This window comes from Pseudoflavonifractor sp. HCP28S3_F10 (assembly GCF_052065415.1).
GTDB lineage: Bacteria > Bacillota > Clostridia > Oscillospirales > Oscillospiraceae > Pseudoflavonifractor_A.
Window position 1 is genome coordinate 23,010 of sequence record NZ_JBQHUB010000007.1, and the last position, 26,107, is coordinate 49,116.

Consider the following 26,107-nt stretch of genomic DNA (forward strand, 5'->3'; position numbering starts at 1 on the left):
CTATATTTGAACGGATCAGATCCCGGCCAGGGAGAGAAGCGCGATGGCCACAGGCGGGACCAGAAGGGCAGGGAGAAGATTGAGGGTCTTGATCTGTTTGATGTTCAGGATGCTCAGGCCCGAGCTCAGGATCAGCACGCCGCCTACCAGCGAGATCTCGGTCAGCAGCTCAGGCGTCAGATAGGGGGCGATGAGATTGGCCAGCAGGTAGATGGAGCCCTGCCAGCAGAAGAGGACTGCGGCGGCCAGGGCGATGCCCAGACCGAAGGTGGAGGAGAGCACAATGGAGGTGATGCCGTCCAGGATGGCGTTGGTGAAGAGGTAGGTGTGGTTGCCGTTGAGGGCGCTCTCGATGGGGCCCAGGATGGACAGAGTGCCGGCGCAGTAGAGCAGGATGGCGGTGGAGAGGCCTTTGGCCAGGTTGGAGCCGTGAGAGAAGCGGGACACCAGCGCGTCAAAGGCGGTGTCCAGATGCAGGCGGGTACCGATGAGCCCGCCCAGCGCCAGACTGACGATAAAGAGGACATGGTATTTGCTCTGAGGCATGGCGCTGACAATGGAATTGATGCCAAGCGCCGTGGCGGCCAGGCCCATGGCGTCCATCATCACATTCTGATAACGTTCTCCGATCCCCTTTTTCAGGGCGCTGCCCACCAGACTGCCCACAAGAATGGTGCTGGCGTTGGCAATGGTTCCGATCATGTGGAATTCCTCCTGCGTGATAAAATATCGTGGGAAGAGCATAAACCCTCCAGCAGCTGGAGAGTCAAGAAGGTCTTGAAACAAAAAAGACCGCCCTCGGGCGGTCTTTTTTAGAAGAACAGCGCAGCTGCAGCTGTGGGACAGGGCATGACAAAAGCGGCCTTATCCTGTTGCGGACACGGGCGCCACCGGAATCTGAAGCTCGGTGATAAATTCTGCCGGGTCCTCGGTGAGCCCGTAGTCCAGCAGGGCGAATTCCGCCCCGTTTCCAGCGGGGACCAGCCCCAGAGAATTCAGCCGCGCCAGCAGGGAGGCGTACTGGGGAGCGGCGTCGGCGTGGGATCCCCGGAAGCGCCAGAGGGCCCAGTTCCCGCCGGGCAGGGCCCCCGTGGGCTCATCCTGACATTCACCGGGATCCAGCAGGCAGAAGAGCGTCTCATACCGGTCAAAGCGTCCGGCCTTCAGGTCATCCTGGCTGATGGACAGCCCCACCTTGCCGAAAAAGTAGCTGGGAGTCAGGCCGCTGGTATTTTCCAATGAACGCAGGGGAAGCTCGAGACTTTCACCCAGACGGAGGGGCTGGCGGAGCGTGGCCACGGGCCGGGGCGCCAGCTCCTCAATGCGGAGCGCATCCAGCAGCGTGGTGTTCATGGTATCCTCGATTTGGCGTATCCGGCGGGCCAGACGGATGTGGGTAAGCTCCAGGTCCCGGATCTGTCCGGCCACCGCGTCCTCCTGCCGCCGCAGCAGGTCCCGGATGGCGGAGGGATCCCGGTGGGTCAGGGCCTTGCGGATCTCCTCCAGCCCCACGCCCTGAGTGCGCAGATAGCGGATCGTGTTGAGCTGCTCGAACTGTTCCACCGAATAGTAACGGTACCCGGTATCCGGGTCCACCCGGACAGGCCGGAAGAGCCCCAACTCGTCATAGTAACGCAGAGTGCGGATATTCATGCCAAACAGCCGGGCCATCTCCCCAATACGGATATACTGTTCCACAGGCCCCCTCCTTTCCTCGCTTTGTGCCGGTGATACCGGAGGCCACGGGCACAGACCATAGGCGGCGCTGCCGCAACACCGGTGGCTTACGAGGGGGTGCCCGGTGCGGCCTTTATTTTAATGTCTACTGAATAAACCGCTTTGCGGTTTATTCGCGCGGCGGCGGCCGCGCAATTCCATAAAAACAGCTCAAAGGAGCCGTTTTTATGGAATTCAGCCATTGTTACAATGCGTATTTCCACTGGAGCACCGCGGCGCTCCAGTGGAAGGTGCAAGGTTTTTGGACAATTTAGTCCAAAAACCTTGCACTTGAACAAAGCTAATGAGCCTTGAAAGCCTTGGCTTTCAAGGCTCATTAGCTTTGTTCAGTACGCATTATTTTAAGTGGCTTTTTAGGGCAAAGCGGCTTTTCATTCTCGGCGGCCAGCTTGTCGTTGATAACGGTCAGGTCAGTGTGATGGACGATCCCGTGGGCGACGATGGCATCCCGCTTGAATTCAGGGCAGAGCGGCGCGTATATGGCGGTTTTCAGCAGCTCCTGAGTCTCGTCCAGGGTGGCATCCAGGCCGACACAGAGGCAGAGCAGCCGGTCACGGGAGAGCTTGCGGCGGCCGGCGAGAGCCTGGTGGAGATAGACGGAGCTCATGCCGCTCCGCCGGGCCAGGGCGGCCTTGCAGGCGGGATGCTTCTGGTACAGTTCTGCCAGGAGCCCAGTGCAGGTTTGCGTGGAAAAAAGCGAACGGTTGGCCTCGAGGTATGCATCAAGATCGGGCTCTTCCAGCAGTCGGTCATACAGGCTGCTGTTCGATTTCTTTTTCACACAGTTCACCTCTCTCATTTCTGATGGTATATCCTGATTTCATTTTAGCAGAATTCCCGGCAGAAGTACAATAGAGGTTCTGCATCCCGCGTCAGGGCCGGAGTATTTCTTTCGTGGCCGGACCAAAAAAAGGAACGCCGCCCGGACCGGACAGCGTTCCTGAAAGATCGCAGAGATAAAATCAGCGCTTGGAGAACTGGGGAGCACGACGGGCGGCCTTGAGGCCGTACTAAAATAGTCCATGTGCCGATTTCCCTTGATATTCCGGGCTTTTCCGGCTTTCTGTCTTTCGGTTATCCTATGTGGTAACCACAAAAAACGGGGTGTTCTCATTGAGCCGGAGCCTGATGGAAAGCACCATTTACCACCCCGAACAGCTCCTCTGGTTTATTGTATTTCACCTTTGCGTAGATGTCCATAGTTGTCTTGCTGTTTTCATGTCCTGCAAGGTACTGAACCGTTTTGGGATCAACACCACCATAGAGCAGGTTGGTAATGTAAGTGTGTCGCAGCTGATGCGGGGTCACATCAAAGTCCAGCGTATATCTGATTTTAGGTTGATTTTTCTGTGTCATACCCAGCGTTGGGGTAACTGTGTATTTGATGCTATGCCCATTCACATACTTATAGTAGTTGCGAGGCTTGGTGGACCGAACTACTACATACTTCCATAGCCTTTGAAACTGTGACGCAGCCAGCGGCTCTCCGTTGCTGTCTGCAATCACATAGTCCGAATGGGAAATTTCCTTGGCTTCCCGCAGACAATCCACCAGACACTTGGGGATCGGAATATCCCTTTTGGCCGCTTTACTCTTTAGCACCGTAGAAATCACGGGCCTGTTGTGGTCTGTACGCCATGCTCGTCTTACCGATAGATAGGGTGTCGGATCGTCCAGAAATACACAGTCCCATTGGAGCGCGAGGATTTCTTCCCGGCGCAGACCGGAATACAATCCAAGCATAATGAACAGGTAGGGGGGAAGCCCTTTGACCGTATCCAAAAGCACGGCTACCTGTTGATCTGTCAATGCCTCCCTCTTTTTTGCTGGCTTTCCGCCCTTGCCCGATATTCCCTCACAGGGATTGTGTTCGAGAATTTGGCTCCGCTCTGCCGTGTAAAAAACACATTTTAAGAGCATATTTACCTTATTATACAATCCCTTTGATTTTTTTGACAGCGGGACAAGCGCCAAACGAATATCATCAGAAGTGACTTCCTCCATATACATCTCGCCCAAGGGTTTGATGATATAGTTTTTCATGTCTCTCGTATAACCTCTGAGCGTAGAGGCAGAAACCTTTGCCGACTGCATCAGCAACCACTTCTCGCAATACTCTGCCACCGTCGGGTGCTGACGATGAAAGATGATTTCCTCTACCTGCCGTCGCGCCTCTAATTCCTTCTCATATAATTCCTCGCAAGTGGTGGCATACAAACTCACCTGCTTGCCATCTGCATCCATAATGCGGGTTCTGTAATACTGGATTCCTTTTAATGAAATGGTCCCGTACTTCGGGATCTCCGGTTTCCTTTTTGCCATCTCCGATCTTCCTTTCCTGATAATGAGCAGTCTCCGTATCTACACTCTCTTTTTATCAGAAAGTCCTAATTCAATCAAAGATACGGCCTATGCAAAACAAGGAGCGAGACATCCTTGCCTCGCTCCTGTTTCACTTCCTGATTTTATTCTTATACTGCTTCCCAGCTTGCAAATGCGCTGCTCATTGACCTCACCAGCTCGTCTGGCCTGTTGTATTTGACCTTTGCATAGATGTCCATGGTAACCTTGCTGCTTTCATGGCCAGCCAGGTATTGAACTGTTTTGGGATCTACCGACGCATGAATGAGATTGGTAATGTAGGTATGCCGCAGCTGATGTGGTGTAACTTCAAAATCCAAGCTGTAAACTACATTGCCATTATGGGCCGCCTTTTCTCCAAGAACAGGCGTTACCGTATGTTTTACACGCTTTCCATCTTTGTACCGATAATACGACCGTTCCTTAACGGTTCTGGTAACAATATACTGCCAGAGCCGCTTAAACTGCGTGTAAGACAGCGGCTCACCATCCCGATTTGCAACCACATATTCCGAAGTCGAGGTTGCTTTTGCCGCTTTCAAGCACTCTGCCAGACAATCAGGCAGCGGGATATTTCTCGCCGCAGCTTTTGTTTTCAATTCATTCAGGATGACCGGCCTGTTATGCTCTGTGTGCCATGCTCGCCTTACAGTCAGATATGGAGTATCCGTATCCAGATATACAGAATCCCATTGCAGTGCAAGAATTTCTTCCCGGCGCAGACCCGCATACAAGCCAATCATAACAAATACATAAGGCGGCAAACCTCGGATAGCGTCTAAAAGGCGTTCAACCTGTTCGTCTGTTAAAGCCTGCCGATCCTCCTGGGGAACGCCGCCCCCTCTTGCCGTTAGATGAATTGTCGGGTTATGGTCAATGATCCTGCTTTCCGTTGCTGCACGAAAGATAGACTTATAAAGAATCACCACGGACTTGTAAACCGATGCAGATTTCTTAGAAACGGGAACGAGGGCAAGCTGAATATCATCCAGGCTGACTTCTCCCATCCGCTTATCTCCCAATTCTTCAATGATATGCCGCCTGACCTTTGAGGTATAGTCCGTCAAGGTAGTTGCTCGTACATTGACCGATTGCATCAGTAGCCACTTTTCACAATACTCGGCAACCGTGGGCGTTTTCCGATGGAAAGTAGCATTTTCAATCTGCTCCAACGCAAGCGTTTCTCTGTTGTAAAGTTCTTCAGGGGTTTTCGCGTAAAGAGCTATGAGCTTTCCATTTGCATCTTTGATTCTGGTTCTATAATACAGCACACCCTTTTTCATGACAGTGCCATATTGAGGAATTATGATTTGCCTTTTGGCCAATTCCGTCACCTCCTAAGCATAATCTCCAGCGCTGTACTTTTGTTTTATCAGACATCGTAGGTTCCAGCAAGGATACGGAATTGCTCAAACTCGTGCGCTTCGCGGCTTGCGATATGTAATGCTTTTTTCCACCGGCTTTGCACGATGGGTGCATTTTGCGATATACTCCTGGAGGCCCGCATCTGTAAAATACACACAGCCGTTCTGCACATACTGAACATAGGAAATCAGCCCGCTGTTGCGCGCTGCATCCAAAGTTGCAATGCTGATCCCCAGCAATTTGGCAGCCTCTTTTCGAGAAATCAATTTTTCCATAAATGTTCCCCCTTTCTTTCAAGGATGTGGTTGTGGCTTTCAAAATCACATGAATGCGCTGGCAGCCGAAACTGCCAGCACATGGTATCTGACTTTGAAAAATCTGCTCGCCATATTTGCCACGCACCCCTGACGATGGGGACATTTCCGGTCTCCGCTGGCGCGGCTGTCATAACTCCGCAGCGTCGTTTTACTCGTGCGCCGCAGGGTTCCCCCCAAGTCTTTGGCGGGCCGTGAGGAAGTATCTTTAAGCCCCCACGCAGTCACCGCGCCCCCGAAGTGCCACCTTCGGGTCTCAGGTTTGCGTTGATCGCTCTGGACAGCCCGCTCATCACCTCCTGGGCTTGTCCATCTTGGCGGCGCACCTGATTCGCTCGTACATGGGTTATGTACCAGAAATGCCGTCTATTCGGTTGTCAATGTACCAATGAAGGTGAGGATTGTCCTTCTAATAGTAGTGAAGAAAACGGCGTTTTTTTGGCCATGTAAATTAAACTTTCTCAATTTTTTTTGCCAGACGCTTTAAGCCGCGCTTAATGCTCTTATATACCCAGCTCGGATCAATACTTTCGGCCAGGGCAATTTCTTTGACGGTCATACCCAGGTAAAACCGAGCGTAGATCCACTTTGCCTGCTTGTCCGGCAGCTCCATCACCGCAGCGCAAAGCTGATCGCGGAGCTGCTTGTCCTCCAGAATTTCTTCTGGGGTGAGCGGGTGCTGCACAATAGCCTTTTCAATGCCGTTGTCACAGTCCAGGGAGTAGTGCGCTTTATAGTTATACATCTGGCGCAGGTAGCGCGCTTCCGCTCGTTTGTCTGCCAGGAACACAGCTTGCACTTCATCGGTAACTTCTAGATAAGTGTCCGTTTTATAAATATCAGGATACAGTTCTCGAAGATTGATTTTCGGCATTATGTACCTCCATTTCGATTCACAGGTCCAGTTGACGAGTGAACTGAAACGGGGGGCGAGCGGCATTGTGGAATGACTTCGGGACAAGACGGCCTCTTATTCCTCCGTAGAAACAGAAAAGCGCCTGTATGACATGAAGTCATACAGGCGCAATCATCTAAATTGCAACATTTTTCGCAACAATTTGAAAACGGTATAGGGGATTTTATTCGACTTTTTTTGATGTTTGAATCAATTTATCCAGTATCTTAAACATCCCCCTCTAATAACAAGCAGAATTCCCGAATATTGTCTTAAACATTCCAAAACAATTGTACTAATTACATATTATCAAAGTTCTCGCACAATTATTGTCGGTTTGTGCAACCGATCAAGTTCGTTATTTCCTGCGGGAAAAGAGGCAAGCAATGCATGTGGCTATCCAAATGCCACATGCTGCTTGTTGGGGACTATGCCCCCAATCCCCCTTGAACGCAGAATTCTATTCTGCGGCTGCGCGTTCTTTGAACGCTTTTTTGTTGCTCCAAAGGCAACAACATTTTGTTTGTGGTTGTTTGTTCCAACAAGACAAACAAAAGATATCCAATCACCGTTTACAAGACTTCCGCCACAGTGTATAATGAGAATATCGTGCTTTAGACAGACACCAAAATAGAAAGGAACCATCGGTATGCGTAGTGCCGCTTTTGTCTTTCCAGCTGTACGAGGGATTCAAGCGCAGAGGGAATACTATGTCTCAATGGTGCCCTTAGAAGTGATTGCAAGAATCTTTCAATTTGCAGACGAGGAACTTCCCCCCGAGGTCAGATCGCAGCGTATATTGAATAAGACTCGGATTCCAGAAATTAGAGATTATATTTTATCCAACCCAGACAGCTATGTGTTCTCTGCATTAACTGTGTCAGTAGACGGAAGCATGGATTTTCAATCGGTATCTGATGTCACACCGCAGGTAGGCACAATTAGCATTTCTATGACGTCCAGATTTTTGATAAACGATGGTCAACACCGGCGTGCAGCCATAGCGGAAGCACTTAAAATGAACCCCTCGTTGAAGAATGAACATATCTCTGTTGTGTTCTATCGTGATGAAGGTTTGGCTCGTTCTCAACAAATGTTTTCGGATTTGAACAGGTATGCAATTAAGCCTACAAGATCAATCAACATTCTCTTCAATTCACGGGAAGAATCATCCATAGTTGCCAAGAAAGTAATTGAGGAGGTTGGCGTATTCAAAGGGCTTGTTGAAAAGGAGCGAACTGCAATCTCGAATCGCTCCAAGGCCCTATTCACTCTGAGTGCTATCTGTACGGCAACCAATGAATTGCTCAACGGGATTGACCTCCCTCTGCAAGAGAAAATTACTCTTGCGGAAAGATATTGGGACTCCGTTGGAAAACATATTCCCGAGTGGTTGAAGGTCCGATCTGGTGAATTAAAGTCCTCCGATGTTCGTAAAGATTATATTTGTTCACTTAGTCTTACGCTCGTTGCGTTGGGTTTTGCAGGAAATGCACTTGTTCAAATAGACCCGGGCAAATGGGAAAATCATCTAAAAAATCTCGATTCCATAGATTGGAGAAAAACAAATCCTGCATGGGAAAATCTTGTGTTTGTCAATGGCAAAGTAGCTGCCAACAGATCAACGCAACGAGCAATGTCCTGTTATATGAAAAATGTATTACTCGAAACGGTAGGTATGTAAAATGGCTAATCTGACAAAAGAAGATATAAGGTCAGTGATAGAGATCATTAAGGAGCTGTATCTTGAAGATATGATTCCTTGGATTTGTGGTTACAGTGGTGGTAAAGATTCTACTGCCGTTGTTCAGCTTGTTTGGTATGCGCTCCAGGAACTACCCAAAGAGAAGCTCAAAAAAACTGTGCATGTTATTAGTACAGATACTTTAGTTGAGTCTCCTGTAGTGGCGATTTGGGCAACGGAATCGCTCAAAAAGATGGAGAAAACTGCAAAAGAACAGGGACTGCCCATTGTTCCCCACAGACTGACTCCAGCGACCACAAATACATTTTGGGTTAATTTGATTGGACGCGGATACCCCTACCCTCGTCGAGACTTTCGTTGGTGTACTGATAGAATGAAAATTGACGCCTCGAATCGTTTTATTAAGAGCATACTTGATGCTGAAAGCGAGGCCATAATGGTTCTTGGCTCTCGCAAAGCAGAGAGTGCTGTCCGCAAAGCTGTTCTGGAAGGATACGAGAAAAAACGCTACAGGGCACATCTCAGCCCAAATGGTTCTTTCCCAAACTCCTATGTTTTCACACCTATTGAAAACTGGCTGAACGACAATGTCTGGCAATATCTCGTCCAGGTCCCGAATCCTTGGGGGCACTCCAATAAAGACCTCCTGGCCATGTATAGCGGCGCTTCCGCAGACGGAGAATGTCCTCTCGTAATTGACTCCTCTACTCCCAGTTGCGGCAACAGTCGTTTCGGGTGTTGGGTATGCACGATGGTCACTGAGGACAAGTCAATGGCTGCAATGATTCAGAACGACGAAGAAAAAGCGTGGATGCTTCCTATGCTTGAGTTCCGAAACGATATTGCTGGACACGGTGATTGGCAGACAGACCGTGACCGTCGCGATTTTCGCAAGCGGGATGGTCACTTACAATGGCATAACAATCGTCTTGTTCACGGCCCTTATACAAAAGAAACCCGAGAGTATTTTCTGCGCAGATTGCTGGAAGTTGAACTTCTTGTACATGAGATCGGACCAGATGAAATTAAGAATGTTCCATTGATTACGATGGAAGAACTCAAGTTCATTCGGCAGATTTGGCTTGATGAGTTTCATGAATTTGACGATTCTCTGCCCAGGATTTACGAAGAAGTCACTGGAAAGAAATACTCTGATGGTGTCATTAGTAAGAACAAATACTTTGGTGCGCCGGAAGCCGAACTACTCAAAAAAGTGTGCGCTGAAATGTATCCAGAAGAACAGCTATTAGCTGAAATGCAGCGGGCACTGCTGGACACAGAGGCCAAGGCTGCTGCTATATCAAACAAGCGCAATGTTATTCTAAATTTTGAAAAAGAAATCAAGAAGGCATTCTATCGTAACGAGGCTGACGCCGAAGCTATCGCAGCTGCGCGTGCTCATAGAATCTCTGGCATTACGGATGAGGCAAGCCCGGAAGATTTCGTGGATTGAGGTGAGTGAGCATGTATTTTACTAAAGTGGAGCTTCATAATTTCGGTATATACAAAGGCACTCACGAGATGTGTCTTACAGATCAAATCGGTGATCGCAATATTACTTTGGTTGGTGGTCTGAACGGTAGAGGCAAAACCACATTTCATGACAGCATTTTGATTGCTCTTTATGGCAAACAGGCATTGAAATACATTCAGGAAAAAGCCAGGTCATATGACAAAATGCTAATTGACCATATCAATAAACACGCCACCGATGACGAAACTTATGTTGCAGTCTCTTTGTGCTTAGATGACGGAACATCCCTACGGGTTAAACGGTCATGGACTGCGAAAGGCAAAAAAGCGGATCAGCAGATTATCGTTGAAAAAGATGGTGTGGTGGACAAATACCTGGGTGAGAGTTGGAGTTATTACATTGAAGAAATCTTGCCTTTTGGTATTGCTCGCTTCTTCTTTTTTAACAACGAGAAAATTACGCAGCTTGCTGATGATACATCCTTTGAACAGATCAAAAGTTCTATAAAATCTGCAATTGGTGTCTCTTCTATTGAAAAAGCTATCGACCATACGGACGAGGTAATTCGCCGCAAAAAAAAGGCTCTTGCTGCTTTTGAGAGCAGCGAAGAGAACGTAGGCTATCAAGATGTCGAACGCCAAATTACCGATATTGATCTCCGTCTCGCGGAATCCACCAAACAAGCAAATGCGCTAGAACGCAGGTGCGAAACTCTGGCCGCTGCGTATGAAGCTAAAGAAAAGGAGTTCTGGTCTTCCGGTGGAGATCTAAGCCGGAACCGTGATTCAATCAAGGCTGAGATGCAAAAAATTTCTTCTGAAGTTGAGAGGGTTCAAGAAGAAATTATGCAACTAACTGTGGATGCGTCTACACCTCTTTTTATGTGCCGCAGCTTAGTTACGCAGTCTTATGAAAACGAGCTTTCATCCCAGCAAACTGAAGCGAAACTCTATTCAGATAGAATTATTGTGGAGCTGCATCAGAAAATTCTTGAAAGGCTTGCTGCCTGTGGCCTCAATCCGTCAGATCTCAGAACGGTACAAAATATCGTTAATGAAGTTCTAGTTGGGCATATTCCCAAGAGTGCGACAGAGGAAACTGTAAAAAACATGTCCGCCACCAGCATGATGCTCTATAAGAGACTAATCACAGAAGTGTTTCAAAATATCACACAGCGGATTGATACGCTCGTAAATCGTGTGGACGCTCAAGAGAGCGAACTAATGAGCCTTGATGCACACCTGGGGGCTGCGGATGAAAAGACCTTGGCTATGCAGCTTTATGACGCCCTGAAATCTATCGAAGCAGAAAAAAATCTTGCAGATACCGAGTATAAACGCCAACTAGAGTCCATTGAGAGCTTAAAACGGCAGAGAGAACTACTCGTATCGAAGCGTATTCAGCTAATCAAAGCTATTGCTGAAAAGGAACACGCAAATGATGACAACGCCCGTATTGTAAAGTATGCAGCAATGTCCATCGAGGTTCTTCGTGAGTTTAAGGTACGCTTGCAACGTGAGAAAGTCGAAAAGTTATCCAGCACAGCAACAAGATGTTTCCTTGAACTTGTCGAAAAGGATTCTCTGGTAAGTGAGATCAAGATAGACCCCAGCACCTTGGATGTCACCATTCTTGATCTGGATGGTAATGAGCTTCTAAAGAGCCAGCTCTCTGCCGGAGAACAGCAGATGTTTGCAGTTGCCATTGTGTGGGCATTGGCTCTAACCTCCGGCTACAAAGCCCCGGTTATCATCGACACCCCTATGGCCCGTTTGGACTCTTCCCACAGAGCCAACTTTGTAACCAAATACCTGCCAGCAGCAAGCTCTCAGGTAATGGTTTTGTCTACGGATGAAGAAGTTTATGGTCGCTACCTCGATCTCGTCCGAGATAATGTGGTCGATTATTATACACTCCTCTACCGTGAAGAGGAACAGTGTACCTCGATTGTTCACGGCTATTTTGGGGAGGTGTAATTTATGATTGTAAAGCATTTCAAATTATCACAGCCCGAAAAGGACAGGCTTATTCGCATAAAAGCCAAAACTGGAGTTCAGAACTGGAATGTTCTTTGCCGGTGGGCGCTTTGCTGGTCATTGGCTGAACCGTCTGTCCCTGGTGGTGTCGATCCTTTATCCGACAGTAATGTAGAAATGGATTGGTCTACCTTCGCTGGTGAGTATTCCGAAATCTACGAAGCCGTTATCCGCCAACGTTGCATTAACGATGGGCTTGGCGATGATGAAAAAACCCTCGCAAAGTATTTTAGGCTACATTTGAACAGAGGTATCAACCATTACAGCACAAGAGATGTTCTGAAAAATTGCTCCGATCTACTCAAATCTGCTCTTCCAAAGGAGGAAGCATAATGGCTGTTTATCTTGACTACAACGCTTCTGCTCCAATAGACAAAAGAGTTCTGGAGAAGATGATTGATGTGTATCGCTGTCATTATGGCAACGCAGACAGTAGAACTCACATTTTTGGTACTGACGCCAAAGAAATTGTTTCCTCTGCAAGAAAATCCATTGCGGAGATCCTGTCTGTGGACAGTACAGACGTTTTCTTTACCAGTGGTTCCACCGAGAGTAATAACATGGCGATTCTCGGATTGCTCGACTATGCTCTTGAAAGTGGCCGCAATCACTTCATTACCACAGCCATCGAGCACAAGTCTGTTTTGGAAGCGATGAAGCACCTGCAAGAAAAAGGTTGTGTCGTGGATTTTGTTTCTCCTGATGCGTCTGGCCGAATCAAACCGGAGCAGATTCTCAGCCTCGTCACGGACAAAACTCTGCTTGTTTCTATGATGCAGGTCAACAGCGAAACTGGCGTGATACAGCCTATTGAAGAGGTCGGTGCAGCATTAGCAGGAACTAAGACATACTTTCACGTTGATGCCACACAAGGTTTTGGTAAGCTGAATGATAGCTTACGAAATACCAAATACAATATGCTTAGTATCACCGCCCATAAGATCAGCGGTCCCCAGGGGATTGGCGCATTTATTATGCGGCGCGACCGTACATATAGACGGCCTCCCGTCAAACCGCTCATGTATGGCGGTCAGCAGGAACGCGGATACCGTCCGGGAACTACACCGGTGGCTTTGGTTGCAGGCTTCGCTCTCGCAGCTCAGCTAAGCGACAAGGAATCCGCTGTCCACATGGAAAGCTGTAGAGCGATTAAGCGAAGATTCCTGGAGGCTGTGGAAGGTCTGAACTATACTTTGAATGGAGACCAAGAACACTGCCTGCCGTCCACTGTAAACATTAGTTTCCACGGTGTTGATGCAGAGGGTATCTTTCTTGCTGTAAAGGAGGATTATGCGTTCTCCAATGGTTCAGCCTGTAACTCTGGCAGCCACGCCCCAAGTTATGTATTAACAGCTATGGGGCTGGATGAAGCACGAGTGAGTGAGGCTATCCGCCTTTCTTGGAACCATGATACGAAGGTTGATTTCTCAGCCCTGACGAACTATGTGAAATCTATGGCTGAATAAGGCTAAAAGGCTCTCGATTGGGTTTCTAATCGAGAGCCTTTTATGTAGCAGTATGTTCACTTAACGTGGATATCTTGTATCATTGTTAGAGAATATAACCGATTTTATTCACGCCAATTATACCACGGCGCAATACCGTGATGTCGATAGTCTCGTATGTCGAACGCTTAATATTTGCTGTTGGCTGTGTACGATCTATGGCCGCTGTACCTACTTCTGCTCTGTTAATAGGGACCGTTTCAACACCCATCTCTTTTAGAACAGCCTCTGGTAATTCATAATTCTGCTCTACAAGGCCAAAGCAGGTAAACCCTGTATTAATACAAAAAGATATGAATTTGTTTTTTCCTATATTATATACAACAGCCAAGGAACACCCTAACAGACTACCGATTGCATAACCGATTCCCGGAAGCTGGGGACAAAGTGCTTGTGCAATAAGCCCGCCAACTTTCATAGAAACTACATAACCCGAAGATACAACTAATGTATCCACGAAGTTCATTCCCATTTCCGTTGCAGACATTTTTCCCGCAGCAACCATTATGCTATCCTTAATTGTCCCAATTACAACCGTAACGACCACACCAACAAGTGTTGGGTTCGCATTTTTCAGCATCTCGCCAAACATGCCATGCTGAAGGGCCATTTGGACACCGTAAGCGATAGATCCCCGCAGAAACGCCTCACCGCTTATAGAAATAACCTTTTTCCCAGACTGTTTGATTTGACTCATGTCTATCTCACCGTGTTTGATGAGATAGTCGATTGCCTTATATAACTCGGGAACTAATTGGGTTATTGCAGTAATCGTTGCGGCGGTCAGCCCCGCTTTAAGTGCTTGATTCAGGTATGCAATTTGTACCTCTGCAAGTGGGGTTCCTTTGGAGATACCATGCTTTTCCGGGTCAAAACCGCCTTTTTTTGCTTCACGCGCAATGGCTTTGGATTCTTGAATTGTTAGGTCGTAAGATTCAACGCCATCACCATCAGAAATCCTACTCACCAAGTGTTCGCCTGTTTCGGTGTGCGATGCCGAGACATCTTCACGAGTAAGTACATCCTTCCCAGCTCGTCTCGTGGCCCAGGCTTTTGCATCCTGAAGTTGCTCTGAAGCAATTAAGCGTTCCTGTCCATGATATTTGGGAAGTCTCGTTTCTCGATCCAATACCGCCTGGAATGCTTCTGCGTCTTTAGCGGTGTTGGAATATTTTAAGCTATACTGTTTACCGAAGTTGGTATCTATATCAACACTGCCATACCCGTATTCATGGCGCGTAGTAGCTCTGTGCGCAGAGCCTTGCCGGATAGCCTCCAGGTTGAAAGTTCCCGTATGAAACTCTTCTGCTACATATCCCTTAAATTGTTCCACTCCTAAGTTCAAATGCGGATGCTCGTTAATGCTTCTTGCTAATTCATCAATGGCGTCATTTATCGCTTGTATTTGTTGGTTTTGAGCGGCAATCTGTTGGTTTTGCGCAGATGCAGCAGTAAAATCAGCAAATGCCCTTTGCCCAGCAAGGTCTGCACCCATAAGCTTGGCCATAAAGTCCCAGCCGTATTTTACGTCTTGGAATTCAACCATATAGATCACCCTTATGAATTGACGAACGTCTCAAGTCCTTCGTTGTACAGATGGATCACTCCGAAAAACAACATCTGCCGCTCCATTGCTTTCTTGCTTTTGAAATTTTCCTCGGAGAAAACGAAGGCTTTTTCTCTTAAATCCGTAACAGCTCCACCAATGGATTCTCCGGTCTTTTTAAGCAAGCCCTTGCTTTTGGCAACAAATCCTTTTGCTTCATTTGTGGATATGGTCTCTACCTCAGATTCCTCATTTCTTGTGGGAGAGGACTTAGGCTTGACAGCATCTTTTACCATCTGAGGTGCAGGCAGAGATTCTAATTCCGTGTGAAAGGCATAGTAGCTCTCGATGGATTTAATTTCGCTGGGCCTTACATATATGACAGCTTGATTTCCGGCCCATCCATAACGAACACCATGTCTTTCAAACTTGATATCAAGGACAGGAATCAGTGCATCAACACCTTTTATATTCCCCAGAAACAAAACCTTGGATGTAATGTTTCCAGCCTTCTTATTGGCAAGCCACACTTTTTCTGTCCAGGTTACTACATTGATGCTATTGTCCCTTGTTCCGGTTATAGATCCGTCTGTGTCATCTTTAGTTTCGATAAGCTTTTTCATTTGATTTGCAAGCATCTCATCTTTATAGACAATGATGAGTGTTTTGGGTTCATAAAACATATCCGCACCGCTTTCCTTAATCAGTCTTTGATGTCACCCCTTTATTAGAATCTAATCTTCAACTTGCCTGTGAGATTCTTTTCCTTGAGCCATGTCATAATATTGGGGGTCAAATCCAATACCGTAGCTCGCTGAGAAGAGACCTTCTTTAAGAAGTTTTCGATTTCGGGGTTCAAAGAAAATTGATCGGTAATTTGCTTTGCTTCCGCCACATAGGAAACCAGGCTGTTTACTGCTTTGATGGATGGATTTCCAGCAACTGTTTGAGTTATGCTGTCTGTCAAATCCTTTGCCCGTTTGGGGTCATTTGATAGACCCCCAATCATAGACAAATAGCCCTTTGGACCATCAGAATATTTCTGGGCAGCATCGCGCCATACGATTTTAATTTGTGCTGCAATAGCATCTCCCTTGGATTTCAGCAACCTAACCGTTTCCAAGGTCAGCCGCATTTCAGAGACGCCGTTGCCGCAATCGTCGATGCAAGCCAGCAGTTCGTTGCGAGTAGGTTCATCCATAAGTGAAGTGCTGACAATTCCTTTTTCTTTCATGGCAGTAGCACAATCAATGGTCTCTTTAATACTCGCGGTGGCCTGGGCAAGCTGTGCCAACGCTTTTGCGTAAGTTTCAGCATGCTGCTTGCTTTCGATTGTTACTCGGCGTTTTTTGATAGCGGAGGTGCAGTTTTTGATTGTCTCAGTTAGCAGCATTTTTGTACACCTCCATATTCTCGAGCTGAGCGTAGAGTTCCTCCATAGAGGACAAGGCAGCTTCAGACAATGCTTCTGTACCAGCAAAACCGCCAGTAGCAGCTATGTCTTTTTGGGCCTTCGCACCTTCCTGGTCAGCCTTTTGGGCAATCGTCTGAATGTCTCGGAGAAAATCATACAGCACATGCAGGGAGTTACCAGAGTATGCTGTCAGCTGCCTTACTGCTTGTACAGAGGCCGCATCCTTAATCAGCTTGATATGCCCCATTACAGTTTTGGCTGTTTCAATGGGAGGCCGTTCATACTTGACTCTAAGCTCTGTACTTCCTATGATTCCATTCGCAGAAAATACAGAAAACAGGTCTTGAATAGCAGCCAGAGACCCAATGAGGTTGTTCTGTGTGAGTTCACCAATGTAATCTTTGAGTTTTCCTACCACCTTTGCCGCTTCTTGAGTATCCGCGTCCATAGCCTTTCTAACGCTTGGATAGAGTGCTTTCAACAACGTAGCAGGATTATAGAGAAGGTGCTTCTGCGGGATGTTACTAGGCAATATTGCTTCAATATCCCAGTCGGCAGCCACAAGCTTTTCAGCGGCCAGTACCAGCTCGTCTGTTCTATAACAGGATTTTGCGTTGGGATCGACTGAAAAATGGATTGCGCCCATTGTGGTTGCCGAAGCTTGTTTTAAGAAGGTCAAGGCACTATCAAAGTCAGCTTTACGGTTAAGAACGAACTGAATCATGTCGTTCCACTCACGGGTGTCTCTCTTGATGCTATCGTCCTTCTTGAAATCTTTGAACAAAGATTTGATTGTTGAATAGGGAGAACTGGTATCAACCTTTTGACCCAAGATACACGCTTTAAGATATTGGATTGCAAGGCACCACTCCAATACCGGGAGAGGATCTTCCCCCTGCTTAGTAGCGGTAACTTTTTCGATGATTTCGGCTTTTCTGCGTTCCAACCAAGTAATCAACCTCTGCTGGTAATAAGCTGCGCCCTCAAAATCCCAACCTTTTGCGTAGTTCAGTTCATTCAAGGCCATCAGCGCATCTCGGCTTTCGGAACTTCTGTCCATGTAAACGATGGCTCTATCAATATTTGTGGGAGAACTTTGATCGTCAATATAGTAGCAACCCAGGTCAGAAAGGCGCTCTTCTGCAATATAGGCCGGGATACCAATATCCTGCCAGTTGATTGCACCACATTGTTTGGAATCTCCACGAACAAGAGTACGAAGCCAACCACGATAGTCGGGATCATATTTCAATGTTTCACCCTTGGTAAACCAGGCCGTGATATCATCCTTAAACTTACGATAATTCTTTGTGGCACCATCGACAGGAGGCTTGGCCTTGGGAGGCTCAGGAGTAGTAGTTTGATGAACAGGAGTGCCCTCACTGTGTTTTACCGGTTCGGATGCAGTAGCCGGAGATACAGTTTTTCCCGTGGATTTGTCCACGATTTCGCCTATGCCAGTAAAGGTAGTCAATCCTATATCTGCAAGGAAAGCTTGATTAAGGCCACCAAAACGCAGTGTCCCGTCGGTTTCTTTCACGCCGGATGCAGAGCCGTCACCCCAAATAGCAAACAATGCTTTCAGACGGTTCTTATCGTCAGAACCCATACTTTCCAAACGGTCAATTGAAGAACTGTGTGGGTCATTGGACATCTGAGCGTTACTGGGGTTAAGCGGGAAATACCAACCATCCCCATACTGCTTGCCATCAAAATATTCTTTTAACTGAGCGCGAATAACATTCTTTAAGAACATTCTCGGGCTTTTCGTCGCAAGAGATTCGTACAGAGTCAGTAGTGCATGCCGGTTAAAGGGATATAGTGTTACCTCCTTATTGCCGATGATTGTGGTATCCCATTCACAGGGAGGTGTGAAATCACTGATTGGCAATTCACTCAAATCTGCGCCAGAGTCAATCCAATTATGGAGTGCTGCGGGGTCACAGTAAATTGCGTTCAAATACCGGCCAGCCATCTGAATGATAAACTCGTCAGTTCCATAGGAGCGTTCTGTGACCTCAATTTGGTGCGTGACTCGGTCTTTGAAATTGCCGCGAAACGCATAATAATAGTCGTTGGTGATACCGATTATCGAAGTAACACGACACAGATCGGCGTAGTCACCGCCATGCTCATAAGAAAGCGCCGTAATGAGTTCCTGATCGATTCCGGTAAAGCCGGTGAAGTCTTCAATAAAAATAGTAAGATTTTTGCCTTGCTTTTTCAAATCTCGTCTTAGCTGCGCAAAAATTGTCTCTGCATTTTCACTTGAAATGTCTGCGCAACGCTGAATGACCTCTCTTGTAAATCCATTGAGATAGTTGATGAGTTTTGTAATCTCAAATTCATCGCCTTTCAAGGAGGCCGCAAAGAGGGATGCTTGGGGATCTCCCTGTTTCATTACAGCACGGATGATTTTAGATACATTGAAATCATCTTCTGTAAAAATGGTTGTGTCTTGAAGAATCTGGTTACTCGGGGCAGTGATAACATTATAACATCTGGATATTGCGCCGCCTTCACGCAGCAGATGTTCACTTACACGGCTGTCAGCAAGATAACTGGCAATGTCACGGCATTTGACAGCTTTGTATGTTTCACCCGACACATCGTTTCGTACAGCAGCAATATAAGCATACAAAATCTCTGTTTTGAAAGAGCCTTCATCTTTGGAATCGGAAGAGACCACAAATTTACGCAGCTTTTCTGCAACATCTGGATCTTTAATTGCATTCTGTTCCAATAACTGAGAGAAGGCACCGCGAACAGAGTTATTCAAACGACGCAGGAAAACCAGTTGCTCAGTTGCTGGATTATATACAGTGGAGGGACTCCGTTCAAACTTGCCTTTCAGATAGCGGATAAGATGAGATTTACCGGTGCCATGATTGCCTCGAACAATAATCATGCGATGTTCATTGTCAGGATTATAAATCAGTTGCTCGAAAACCTCATCTTCGCTCATCAACTTTGTTGGGGCAGGCATTTTCCCCTCTTCGTAGTAACCACCACGGAAAAGTTCAAGAGACGAGAATGGCATGTGAGTAGACATGAAATAGGCATCTTCAGTAGCCATATCATCTGTTTTAATCGCATACCGTTCCATTACAGAACGATATTGTTCCCATTTCATGAGTTAATCGCCTCCTTCACCGAAATGTGTGTGAATCCGTTGATGGGATCACCGTCTACATAATAGAGCATGACAGGAGTGGAGTCAGACCATGTTTCAAGTTTAATAAGCCCAATTTCGTGCAGTGTGCGGAGGCCAGCAGAGAGAGCCAACGGGAGCTTGCTGCCGACCTCGACTTCTGGTAATTTTGTGCTCAACCAGAGCATAAAATCCTGAGCAAGAATGGTCTCATTATATTTGAACTTCTCGGTGTATGTAGTTGCCAATATATCTTCTAAACGGAGCTTCATATTGGGGATTATCATTGTTCCGCTCAAATAGCCAAGCCCTAAAAAAGCAGCCCAAAAGCGCCATCCAAGGACAGCGTTTTCATTCAGTGCAGCAAGCTCTTTCACTTCAGAAGCACAGGTCTTGGCCATACCTTCCCAGGATTTCAATGCAAAAATTCGCTCATTCTGAGCAATCAGCCACTTAGTGAACATGTGAAATGTGGTGTTTTTTGCGGAGAAGACCCGAGCACCCACATATCGCCGAAAAGCTTTAGGTGAGGCGATTACACCGGGTTCAACTGCTAAAACCAAATTTTCTGCATCAGCTTTGATCAGGGAAAGTTCTTCGAGGGCTACATTGATCGACTTGTTGATCTGGTCGATTTCCTTTTCGTCATTGATCCCCAATGTCATGCATTGCCGAACCTCATCGCGACTCATGCTTTTATGGGAAACCAATCGGCAGACAGAGAGGACTCGCTCCGGCGTCGGCTCCATTCGCATGCCGTCTGGATTGACTTTGAACATACGAATAACCTCCTTTAGAATTTTTGAATGGGAATAGGATAACCGTCGCTATACTCTCTTATCGTCTTACCACCATTGGCAACGATGGTATTCTCGTTGCAGTAGAGGATCTTACGATAGCCAAAGGCATCCAGTTTTCCAAGGTTTTTGTACAGAGTAAAGTTTGCGGCAGTGTCACCGTCAAAAATACAGACAACGCCTTTGGCGAAGAGATAGGGGCAATGGACAACCGCATAATAAAACTCTTCGTAATTTAAGAGGATGCCATTGTAGACAATCTCATTAGCCAGACGGCTTGGAACAATAAATGCACCGATATTGTTTTGATAAGCCTTTTCTGCAATCACAACAACTTCTTCGGTGCTGCAAGGTCCTGTTGATGGTCTGCTGATAATCATTTCATTAAAGGACCCCATATTTCGCCCCAAGCGTGGAGCCGGAGGTGCAGCTGGAAGTTTAATCTCAGGATCAGTTCGCAGCTTGTAAGTATCATCACTCGTGATGCGGCCTTCCGGATCTGCTGGACAGCCGTTGCATACTTCCCGTGAAAGCGGGAAAAGGTGTCTGAAAACACGTCCCCAACACAATGCTTTAGGAGAGGACACAAGCTCACTCATGATTCTATATCCAACCATTTGTGCTTCATATTCTCTGGCACGGGGTTCTGTCAGTGCAGCTGCGAGGCTGTCATCATCGCTGAGAATATCGGGTTGTAGCAACTTAACCGTAACCGTGTAATATTTTTTGGGCGGAATCGATTTCTTGTCGAACACATAGTTTGCATCCAGAAGGTCAATAAACCCAGTCCGATACAGGAATAGGAGCAGATTGACATTCCATGCAACATTCCGGTTTCCTGCATACTCGGCCTCCTCGTCTGTCATCGTGGGCGGAGTAGCAGAGGTATTCAGAACGCACTCGTCAGAATCAACCATTGCTGCCGGGTTAGAAAGCAGTGCTTTCCAACGAATAACAGCTCGTTCAACCGTGAGAACTCTTTTGCTGACCAGCCCCAATGCCCTACGCACATCACCATCGCTGTCATATCTACTTTGGTAAGGGATAAACAGGCTGAGCGATGGAAGTCTATCACGACCGCCACGCCCTACCTCCTGATAAAATCTGCTTAAATTTTCAGGACAGCAAGCGTGAATAATTGTTCTGACATCAGGTTTATCAACACCAATACCAAAGGCAGAGGTGGCAATCACAACATCAAAGTCGTGATTTTTCCAGCCGGTTAATATGGTGTTTCGGTCTATTTCCTTGGTTTCTCCAGTGAAAACGGGGATATTTTTGTATCCAAATTCACGAAGCTTTTTTTGCAGTTCCTTAGCTTCCCTTGGTTCAAGCACATAGACAACCATTGGCTTTGGAAGCAATTTGATGGCTTCGATAGTCTTATCAACTTGTTCTTTTCGAGACTTTGCAGAGTGGAAATAGAATCGTGGCTCCTGGCGAAGTGCATCGCAACGAACCTGAGCATTTTTTCCGTTTGAACCAAACAGTGCAAACAAGGTATCAACTACATCATCAGACAGCGTAGCCGAAAGCAGAAAAGTACGGATAAACTCTTCTGATTCATACTTCCACTTCTTCAAAAGTATAGAGAAAATCTGAAAGTCAGGTCTAAAAAATACGCCCCAATCTGGAACGACATGGGCTTCATCAACCACAACATTGGCTAAATAGTGGTCTTTTGCAGCATTATCCAGTATGCGGTGAAGCTCCGAGTTTTTGAGGATTGCTTCAGGCGAAGTAAAAAGAATACGGGCTTTTCTTCCTTTCAGAGATTGGATGATTTTAGCCCTTTCAAGCTCGGACTGCTCACCCCGATAACAATAAATCTCCGTTCCGTTTGTCAAGTTTTGCTGCGCTGCATAGTACTGGTCTAAGGCCAACGCTACAGTGGGCACAATTACAACAGTCAATCCATCAGAAGAGCTTGCCAACAGTTGCGTGACCAGGCTCTTACCGCCGCCGGTAGGAAGGGAAATAAGAAGCGTATGCCCATTGGGTAAATTCAAAGCGGTATGAACGGCTACCTTTTGCTCAAAGCTTTTATAGGCGTTAAAGCCAGTATGTGTTGCCAGTATCGCGTCCCCAGAAGATTCAGTTTCAAACTCAATACCATCGTCATGGCGAAGAGCATACACATCTTTGATATATTGATGGGGTGCAAGCCATTCAGGAATATGGTGTAAGCAAGACACTTGCAGGTCGTTTTCACACACAAGATCGAACTCTGCACCGTACTCTTTTACAACCGCATAAAGTTTTTCAGTAAGCTTAACGCGACCAAGAACTAAGATAAGGTCACGAATATTTAGGCATATATCCTTTGCTGATGCTTCTTCTCGTTTGAACTGAACGACACGTCGGATAAATCCAATTACATAGCGTGACCTTGCTGCCTCCTGCATTTTCAAAGAATCAGATGTATCGACAAGATTTTTCTCTAATTCCGCAATGGCACTTTGGGACTTCATGGCCCCCACTATGTATTGCTGTAATACTTCTTTACTATCCATTACTTCTCACCCTCAAGAAACAGACTGCATCCAGCTCTGGCTTCGCATTTTTGAGTGCTCGAAGCGTCACATCGAATAAATGTGCCCTTTCATCAACACCAGACATATCCCGTTCAAAGTAGATGCATTCTGCTCTATATCCATTCAAAACACGCTGCATTTCTTTCTCAGCCGCTTCGAAATCAGAGCGTTTTTCAAGTCTGACGCAGGCCCGCTTGTAGGCTGCCGCAGAGGCTTTGTCAACTAAAGGCTCCCATAAGCTTGGAGGGTTTCGACTAATAAAGCGCTCCAAGGGAGAAATTGACATTTTTCCGCTGCCACGCCGCCCAAGGTGACTGGCATTATTGGGTTGCAGTTTAAGCAAAGTATTGAGGACTTGCTTTTCAGGGACTTCTTTACTCCTTGTCGTTAATGGTACAGTAACAAGAATCTGCTTGAGCGGAAGATACATCCTATATTGTGCCAGTGTCTGTAGCGTCATTCCATTTTCAAGCAACTCATCAAGTTCCGGTACGATATTATAAATAAATACGAGTCCATCATAATTGTATGTAGAAATTGTTTCAATGCCAGTGCATCTGCCTCTGTTACAGCCCACTGCGTTTGAAATGATAGAATCGTAAACAGGGTCGCCCGGCGCAAAGAACAGAATATCTTCTCGAGTGGCTGCGGTTTGACGATCAAAAGAACCAAGAATTTTTCCTTCTCTTCGCATAATGGACGTACTGCTGTATTTATGCCAATCAGGTGGAATAAACAGGGACTGTCTTGCCGCATTTACGCTGAAAGTGCTTTCTCTAAACTCAATCAAGCCGGAACTGGTGGGCCTCTCCGGGGAGAGGCCGGCCTGTTTGCCCCACCCCATCATAGCTGTGGCAAATAGGTTGTCATCTTCTGATGCGTAGATGCCCAGAACATTATCAATCCCCTGGGACAATGGACGATATAAGGTGGCTCCGAGGTCGAAATCCTGCTCGTCCTCAACGCTCTCCCGCATTTCCTCTGCTTGGTCCAGAATATCATCAAATGCATTTGTAAGGCCGGTATAGTAGTCATCAAGCAGAGCTTCAACAATCAATTGGTTCAGTTCCCCCGTGATGATTTCAAGTCCACTCAGAGACTGTTCAAACAGTTTCATGCCGTCTTTCCAAATATGAAAAAGTTGCTCCTCAACAGAAGTATCTGCATAAAGTACAACAGACACAACATCCTTGTTGGGGTCGCGTCCAAGCCTGTCTAAGCGACCGATACGCTGTTCGAGTGCGTTGGCATTCCACGGCAAATCAAGATGAATAATCTGAGCCGCGTTCTGAAAGTTTCGGCCTTCACCACCAGTTTCGTCACAGATAATTACACGACATGCAGGATCGTTCTGGAAAGCATATACGCTATCTTCTAGTTCGTCACGCCCCATGTGCTGTCCAAAAGCCACCGCATAAATTCCCGTAGCGGTATATCTTTCGTTGAACAGTTTCAAGAACTGAACAAGCGTAGCGTTATGTGCCGTGAATACTACCATTTTGCAATTTTCATCGTCCAAGATATCTGTCTCCTGGTCAATGTAATTCATTGCAGTCATTAAGCGCCCTTTGATTAAATCAGGATCTTCATCAAGCGCGACATTTACTAAGCTGTGCTCGTTTTCCGCTTGACGTCTCCAAGCAGCTGCGCTGTCTAGCAATATCCCGTCATCAATTCTGAGCTTATGGAGGGCATCTTCAAAGGCCCACGGGCTGCTGAACAAAGCAGAAAGAAGAGGAATTGCTGTTTCATTCACATATTCTTCGTCATTTTCACCGTTATCAGCAAGGTAGGCAAGGGTATTCTGAATGGCCCCTATCTCATTATAGTTTTCGTTAAGAGATAGGGGCGAGTACGGAATAGCACGCAAAGTACGTTGAGCCATCCTTTCAGAAATCAGCTGACGACGATTACGGATTACTCTTCGTTCGATTCTATAATTCTCGCAAATATATGCCAGCGCCTGCTTGACCTTGGACAGCCCCTTATCTTCTGAACTAAGGTCAATTTCCTTAACCATCTTCTCAAAGGCTGCGTCTTCAAGTGTTTCTACAATATTGTTCAAATCGTCCAAGACAATTTCTGTGTACTCATCGTAACGCTCCAAATATCCTAAAAGAAGATTGGCAGACTTCTGGATACGTTTTTGCCGCTTTACCATCCAGGAAAAGCGTTCAGCAGACATAGTCTCATACTGCTCGGGGCTAAGTAGTGCAAGCAGGCGGCGGTATTCTTCATTCCTATCTTGGATAGGGGTTGCAGACAAAAGCAGAATGTGTGTAGCTCGCCTGCTAAGATTTTGCACTCGGCTGTACCAAGCATCGTTGGCCAGAAGCCTATGCGTTTCGTCAACAATGGCGAGATCCCAGTGCATAGAAAAAACCAACAGTGACTGACTAATGTCTTCCATAGGAAGCAAACAAATACTGGAACGTGGCGAAGCAACAGCAGCATCGAGGCCATATTTATAATGCAGTTCATTCTGCCACTGGCTTACCAATGCGCTGGGCACAATAATGAGTACTCGGAGGTTTTGGTTTTCACTTGCCAGAATGCTGAGAATAGAACACGCTTCGACGGTCTTACCCAAGCCAACTTCATCAGCCAGCATATAGCGGACAGGCGTGGTTTCAAAGCAGCGAGCCACAGTGCTTATCTGGTGTGGGAGCAGAAAAGCACGGCAACCGGCAAGCACACGGAAACCATAGGTAGCGTTATTCACAAGGTGAAGATTCTTGCTTACCTTGAGATGATTGATGAACCATGTAGGGTGCTGGAACTCATAGGCCCGGAGTTGCTTGTCAGGGGCAAAGTTCATCTGCGAGTAATCAAACTTAAGTTCTGTTTCGCACTCTTTGACATGCTTTCCGTTTGGAAGTTTAATCCAATACCAAAAGGGTTCGTCCTCGGAATAGGGTTCAGAGACACGAGACACGATTGTGCCTCGCCCCCAACGTCCTTCAACAACACCACCTGGACAGGCTTCGCAGCGTGTCACCGCTTGAGCAAAAAACACATTGTGCTGAAATAAATCCCCATAGTATTGCCTGCTTCCCAACAGATCATGCATTTCGACCTTGACTGCATCGGCAATCTCGTTATACTCGACAAGCTGAGCAAGGACATAAAACCTGGGATGATCTCTGTCACCTTCTTCAACAACGATAGGACAGCGATAGTAACATCCTACCAACATACGCAGCTCTCCTTTCCCAGCTTAAGCAAGAAACTAATGCTGCATTGTAGCTTCTTGCGGTATTATAGGACTTTCAA

General features: G+C 46.8%; 19 protein-coding genes. 5 read left to right on the forward strand and 14 right to left on the reverse strand.

The window, feature by feature from the left end; genetic code table 11:
* Positions 1-15 precede the first annotated feature (15 nt).
* From ACTNBZ_RS04895 to ACTNBZ_RS04925, 7 genes are all read right to left on the reverse strand, one after another.
* A complete protein-coding gene (locus ACTNBZ_RS04895; RefSeq protein WP_441208576.1) occupies positions 16-702 on the reverse strand; it encodes a DUF554 domain-containing protein in 687 nt (228 codons plus the stop codon).
* Between the two features lie 162 nt (positions 703-864).
* Complete coding sequence (locus tag ACTNBZ_RS04900) at positions 865-1,698, reverse strand: MerR family transcriptional regulator (protein WP_441208577.1); 834 nt, start codon at positions 1,696-1,698, stop codon at positions 865-867.
* Between the two features lie 355 nt (positions 1,699-2,053).
* Positions 2,054-2,518, reverse strand: a complete 465-nt coding sequence (locus tag ACTNBZ_RS04905; protein WP_441208578.1) for a helix-turn-helix domain-containing protein — start codon at positions 2,516-2,518, stop codon at positions 2,054-2,056.
* Positions 2,519-2,847: 329 nt separating this feature from the next.
* Positions 2,848-4,059, reverse strand: a complete 1,212-nt coding sequence (locus ACTNBZ_RS04910) for a tyrosine-type recombinase/integrase (protein WP_441208579.1) — start codon at positions 4,057-4,059, stop codon at positions 2,848-2,850.
* Between the two features lie 149 nt (positions 4,060-4,208).
* A complete protein-coding gene (locus tag ACTNBZ_RS04915; RefSeq protein ID WP_002596283.1) occupies positions 4,209-5,423 on the reverse strand; it encodes a tyrosine-type recombinase/integrase in 1,215 nt (404 codons plus the stop codon).
* Between the two features lie 84 nt (positions 5,424-5,507).
* A complete protein-coding gene (locus tag ACTNBZ_RS04920; protein ID WP_002596282.1) occupies positions 5,508-5,738 on the reverse strand; it encodes a hypothetical protein in 231 nt (76 codons plus the stop codon).
* Positions 5,739-6,228: 490 nt separating this feature from the next.
* Positions 6,229-6,651 carry an RNA polymerase sigma factor gene (locus ACTNBZ_RS04925; protein ID WP_441208580.1) on the reverse strand — a complete coding sequence of 141 codons (423 nt, stop codon included), beginning with the start codon at positions 6,649-6,651 and terminating at the stop codon, positions 6,229-6,231.
* A 670-nt stretch (positions 6,652-7,321) separates the two neighbouring features.
* Here ACTNBZ_RS04925 and dndB point away from each other — a divergent pair.
* Genes dndB through ACTNBZ_RS04950 form a run of 5 tightly spaced genes read left to right on the forward strand, consistent with a single transcriptional unit; the run spans position 7,322 to position 13,353 of the window.
* On the forward strand, positions 7,322-8,356 hold the full coding sequence (dndB, locus tag ACTNBZ_RS04930; RefSeq protein WP_002596280.1) for a DNA sulfur modification protein DndB: 1,035 nt from the start codon (positions 7,322-7,324) through the stop codon (positions 8,354-8,356).
* A gap of 1 nt (position 8,357) precedes the next feature.
* Positions 8,358-9,830, forward strand: coding sequence for a DNA phosphorothioation system sulfurtransferase DndC (dndC, locus tag ACTNBZ_RS04935; RefSeq protein WP_002596279.1), 1,473 nt, complete (start codon positions 8,358-8,360; stop codon positions 9,828-9,830).
* A gap of 11 nt (positions 9,831-9,841) precedes the next feature.
* On the forward strand, positions 9,842-11,827 hold the full coding sequence (gene dndD, locus ACTNBZ_RS04940) for a DNA sulfur modification protein DndD (protein WP_002596278.1): 1,986 nt from the start codon (positions 9,842-9,844) through the stop codon (positions 11,825-11,827).
* A gap of 3 nt (positions 11,828-11,830) precedes the next feature.
* On the forward strand, positions 11,831-12,220 hold the full coding sequence (gene dndE / locus ACTNBZ_RS04945; protein WP_002596277.1) for a DNA sulfur modification protein DndE: 390 nt from the start codon (positions 11,831-11,833) through the stop codon (positions 12,218-12,220).
* The gene (locus tag ACTNBZ_RS04950; protein ID WP_002596276.1) at positions 12,220-13,353 is read left to right on the forward strand and encodes a cysteine desulfurase family protein; all 1,134 of its coding nucleotides are present in this window, start codon (positions 12,220-12,222) and stop codon (positions 13,351-13,353) included. Before dndE ends, ACTNBZ_RS04950 begins: the two co-directional genes overlap by 1 nt.
* Positions 13,354-13,438: 85 nt before the next feature.
* Here the strand turns inward: ACTNBZ_RS04950 and ACTNBZ_RS04955 are convergent, their stop codons facing one another.
* From ACTNBZ_RS04955 to ACTNBZ_RS04985, 7 genes are read right to left on the reverse strand one after another with little or no spacing between them, the layout of a single operon-like run.
* On the reverse strand, positions 13,439-14,938 hold the full coding sequence (locus ACTNBZ_RS04955) for a hypothetical protein (protein WP_441208581.1): 1,500 nt from the start codon (positions 14,936-14,938) through the stop codon (positions 13,439-13,441).
* A gap of 11 nt (positions 14,939-14,949) precedes the next feature.
* Positions 14,950-15,621: a hypothetical protein gene (locus ACTNBZ_RS04960; protein ID WP_441208582.1), complete on the reverse strand. Its 672-nt coding sequence runs from the start codon at positions 15,619-15,621 to the stop codon at positions 14,950-14,952.
* Positions 15,622-15,665: 44 nt separating this feature from the next.
* Positions 15,666-16,331 (reverse strand): hypothetical protein, encoded by a 666-nt coding sequence (locus ACTNBZ_RS04965; RefSeq protein WP_002596273.1) that lies wholly within the window; start codon positions 16,329-16,331, stop codon positions 15,666-15,668.
* The gene (locus tag ACTNBZ_RS04970; RefSeq protein ID WP_441208583.1) at positions 16,318-19,485 is read right to left on the reverse strand and encodes a hypothetical protein; all 3,168 of its coding nucleotides are present in this window, start codon (positions 19,483-19,485) and stop codon (positions 16,318-16,320) included. The genes ACTNBZ_RS04965 and ACTNBZ_RS04970 overlap by 14 nt, the downstream gene beginning before the upstream one ends.
* The gene (locus ACTNBZ_RS04975) at positions 19,482-20,282 is read right to left on the reverse strand and encodes a hypothetical protein (protein ID WP_441208584.1); all 801 of its coding nucleotides are present in this window, start codon (positions 20,280-20,282) and stop codon (positions 19,482-19,484) included. The genes ACTNBZ_RS04970 and ACTNBZ_RS04975 overlap by 4 nt, the downstream gene beginning before the upstream one ends.
* A 14-nt stretch (positions 20,283-20,296) precedes the next feature.
* Positions 20,297-22,813, reverse strand: a complete 2,517-nt coding sequence (locus tag ACTNBZ_RS04980; RefSeq protein ID WP_441208585.1) for a DEAD/DEAH box helicase — start codon at positions 22,811-22,813, stop codon at positions 20,297-20,299.
* Complete coding sequence (locus ACTNBZ_RS04985; protein WP_002596269.1) at positions 22,806-26,030, reverse strand: SNF2-related protein; 3,225 nt, start codon at positions 26,028-26,030, stop codon at positions 22,806-22,808. The genes ACTNBZ_RS04980 and ACTNBZ_RS04985 overlap by 8 nt, the downstream gene beginning before the upstream one ends.
* Positions 26,031-26,107: the final 77 nt, after the last annotated feature.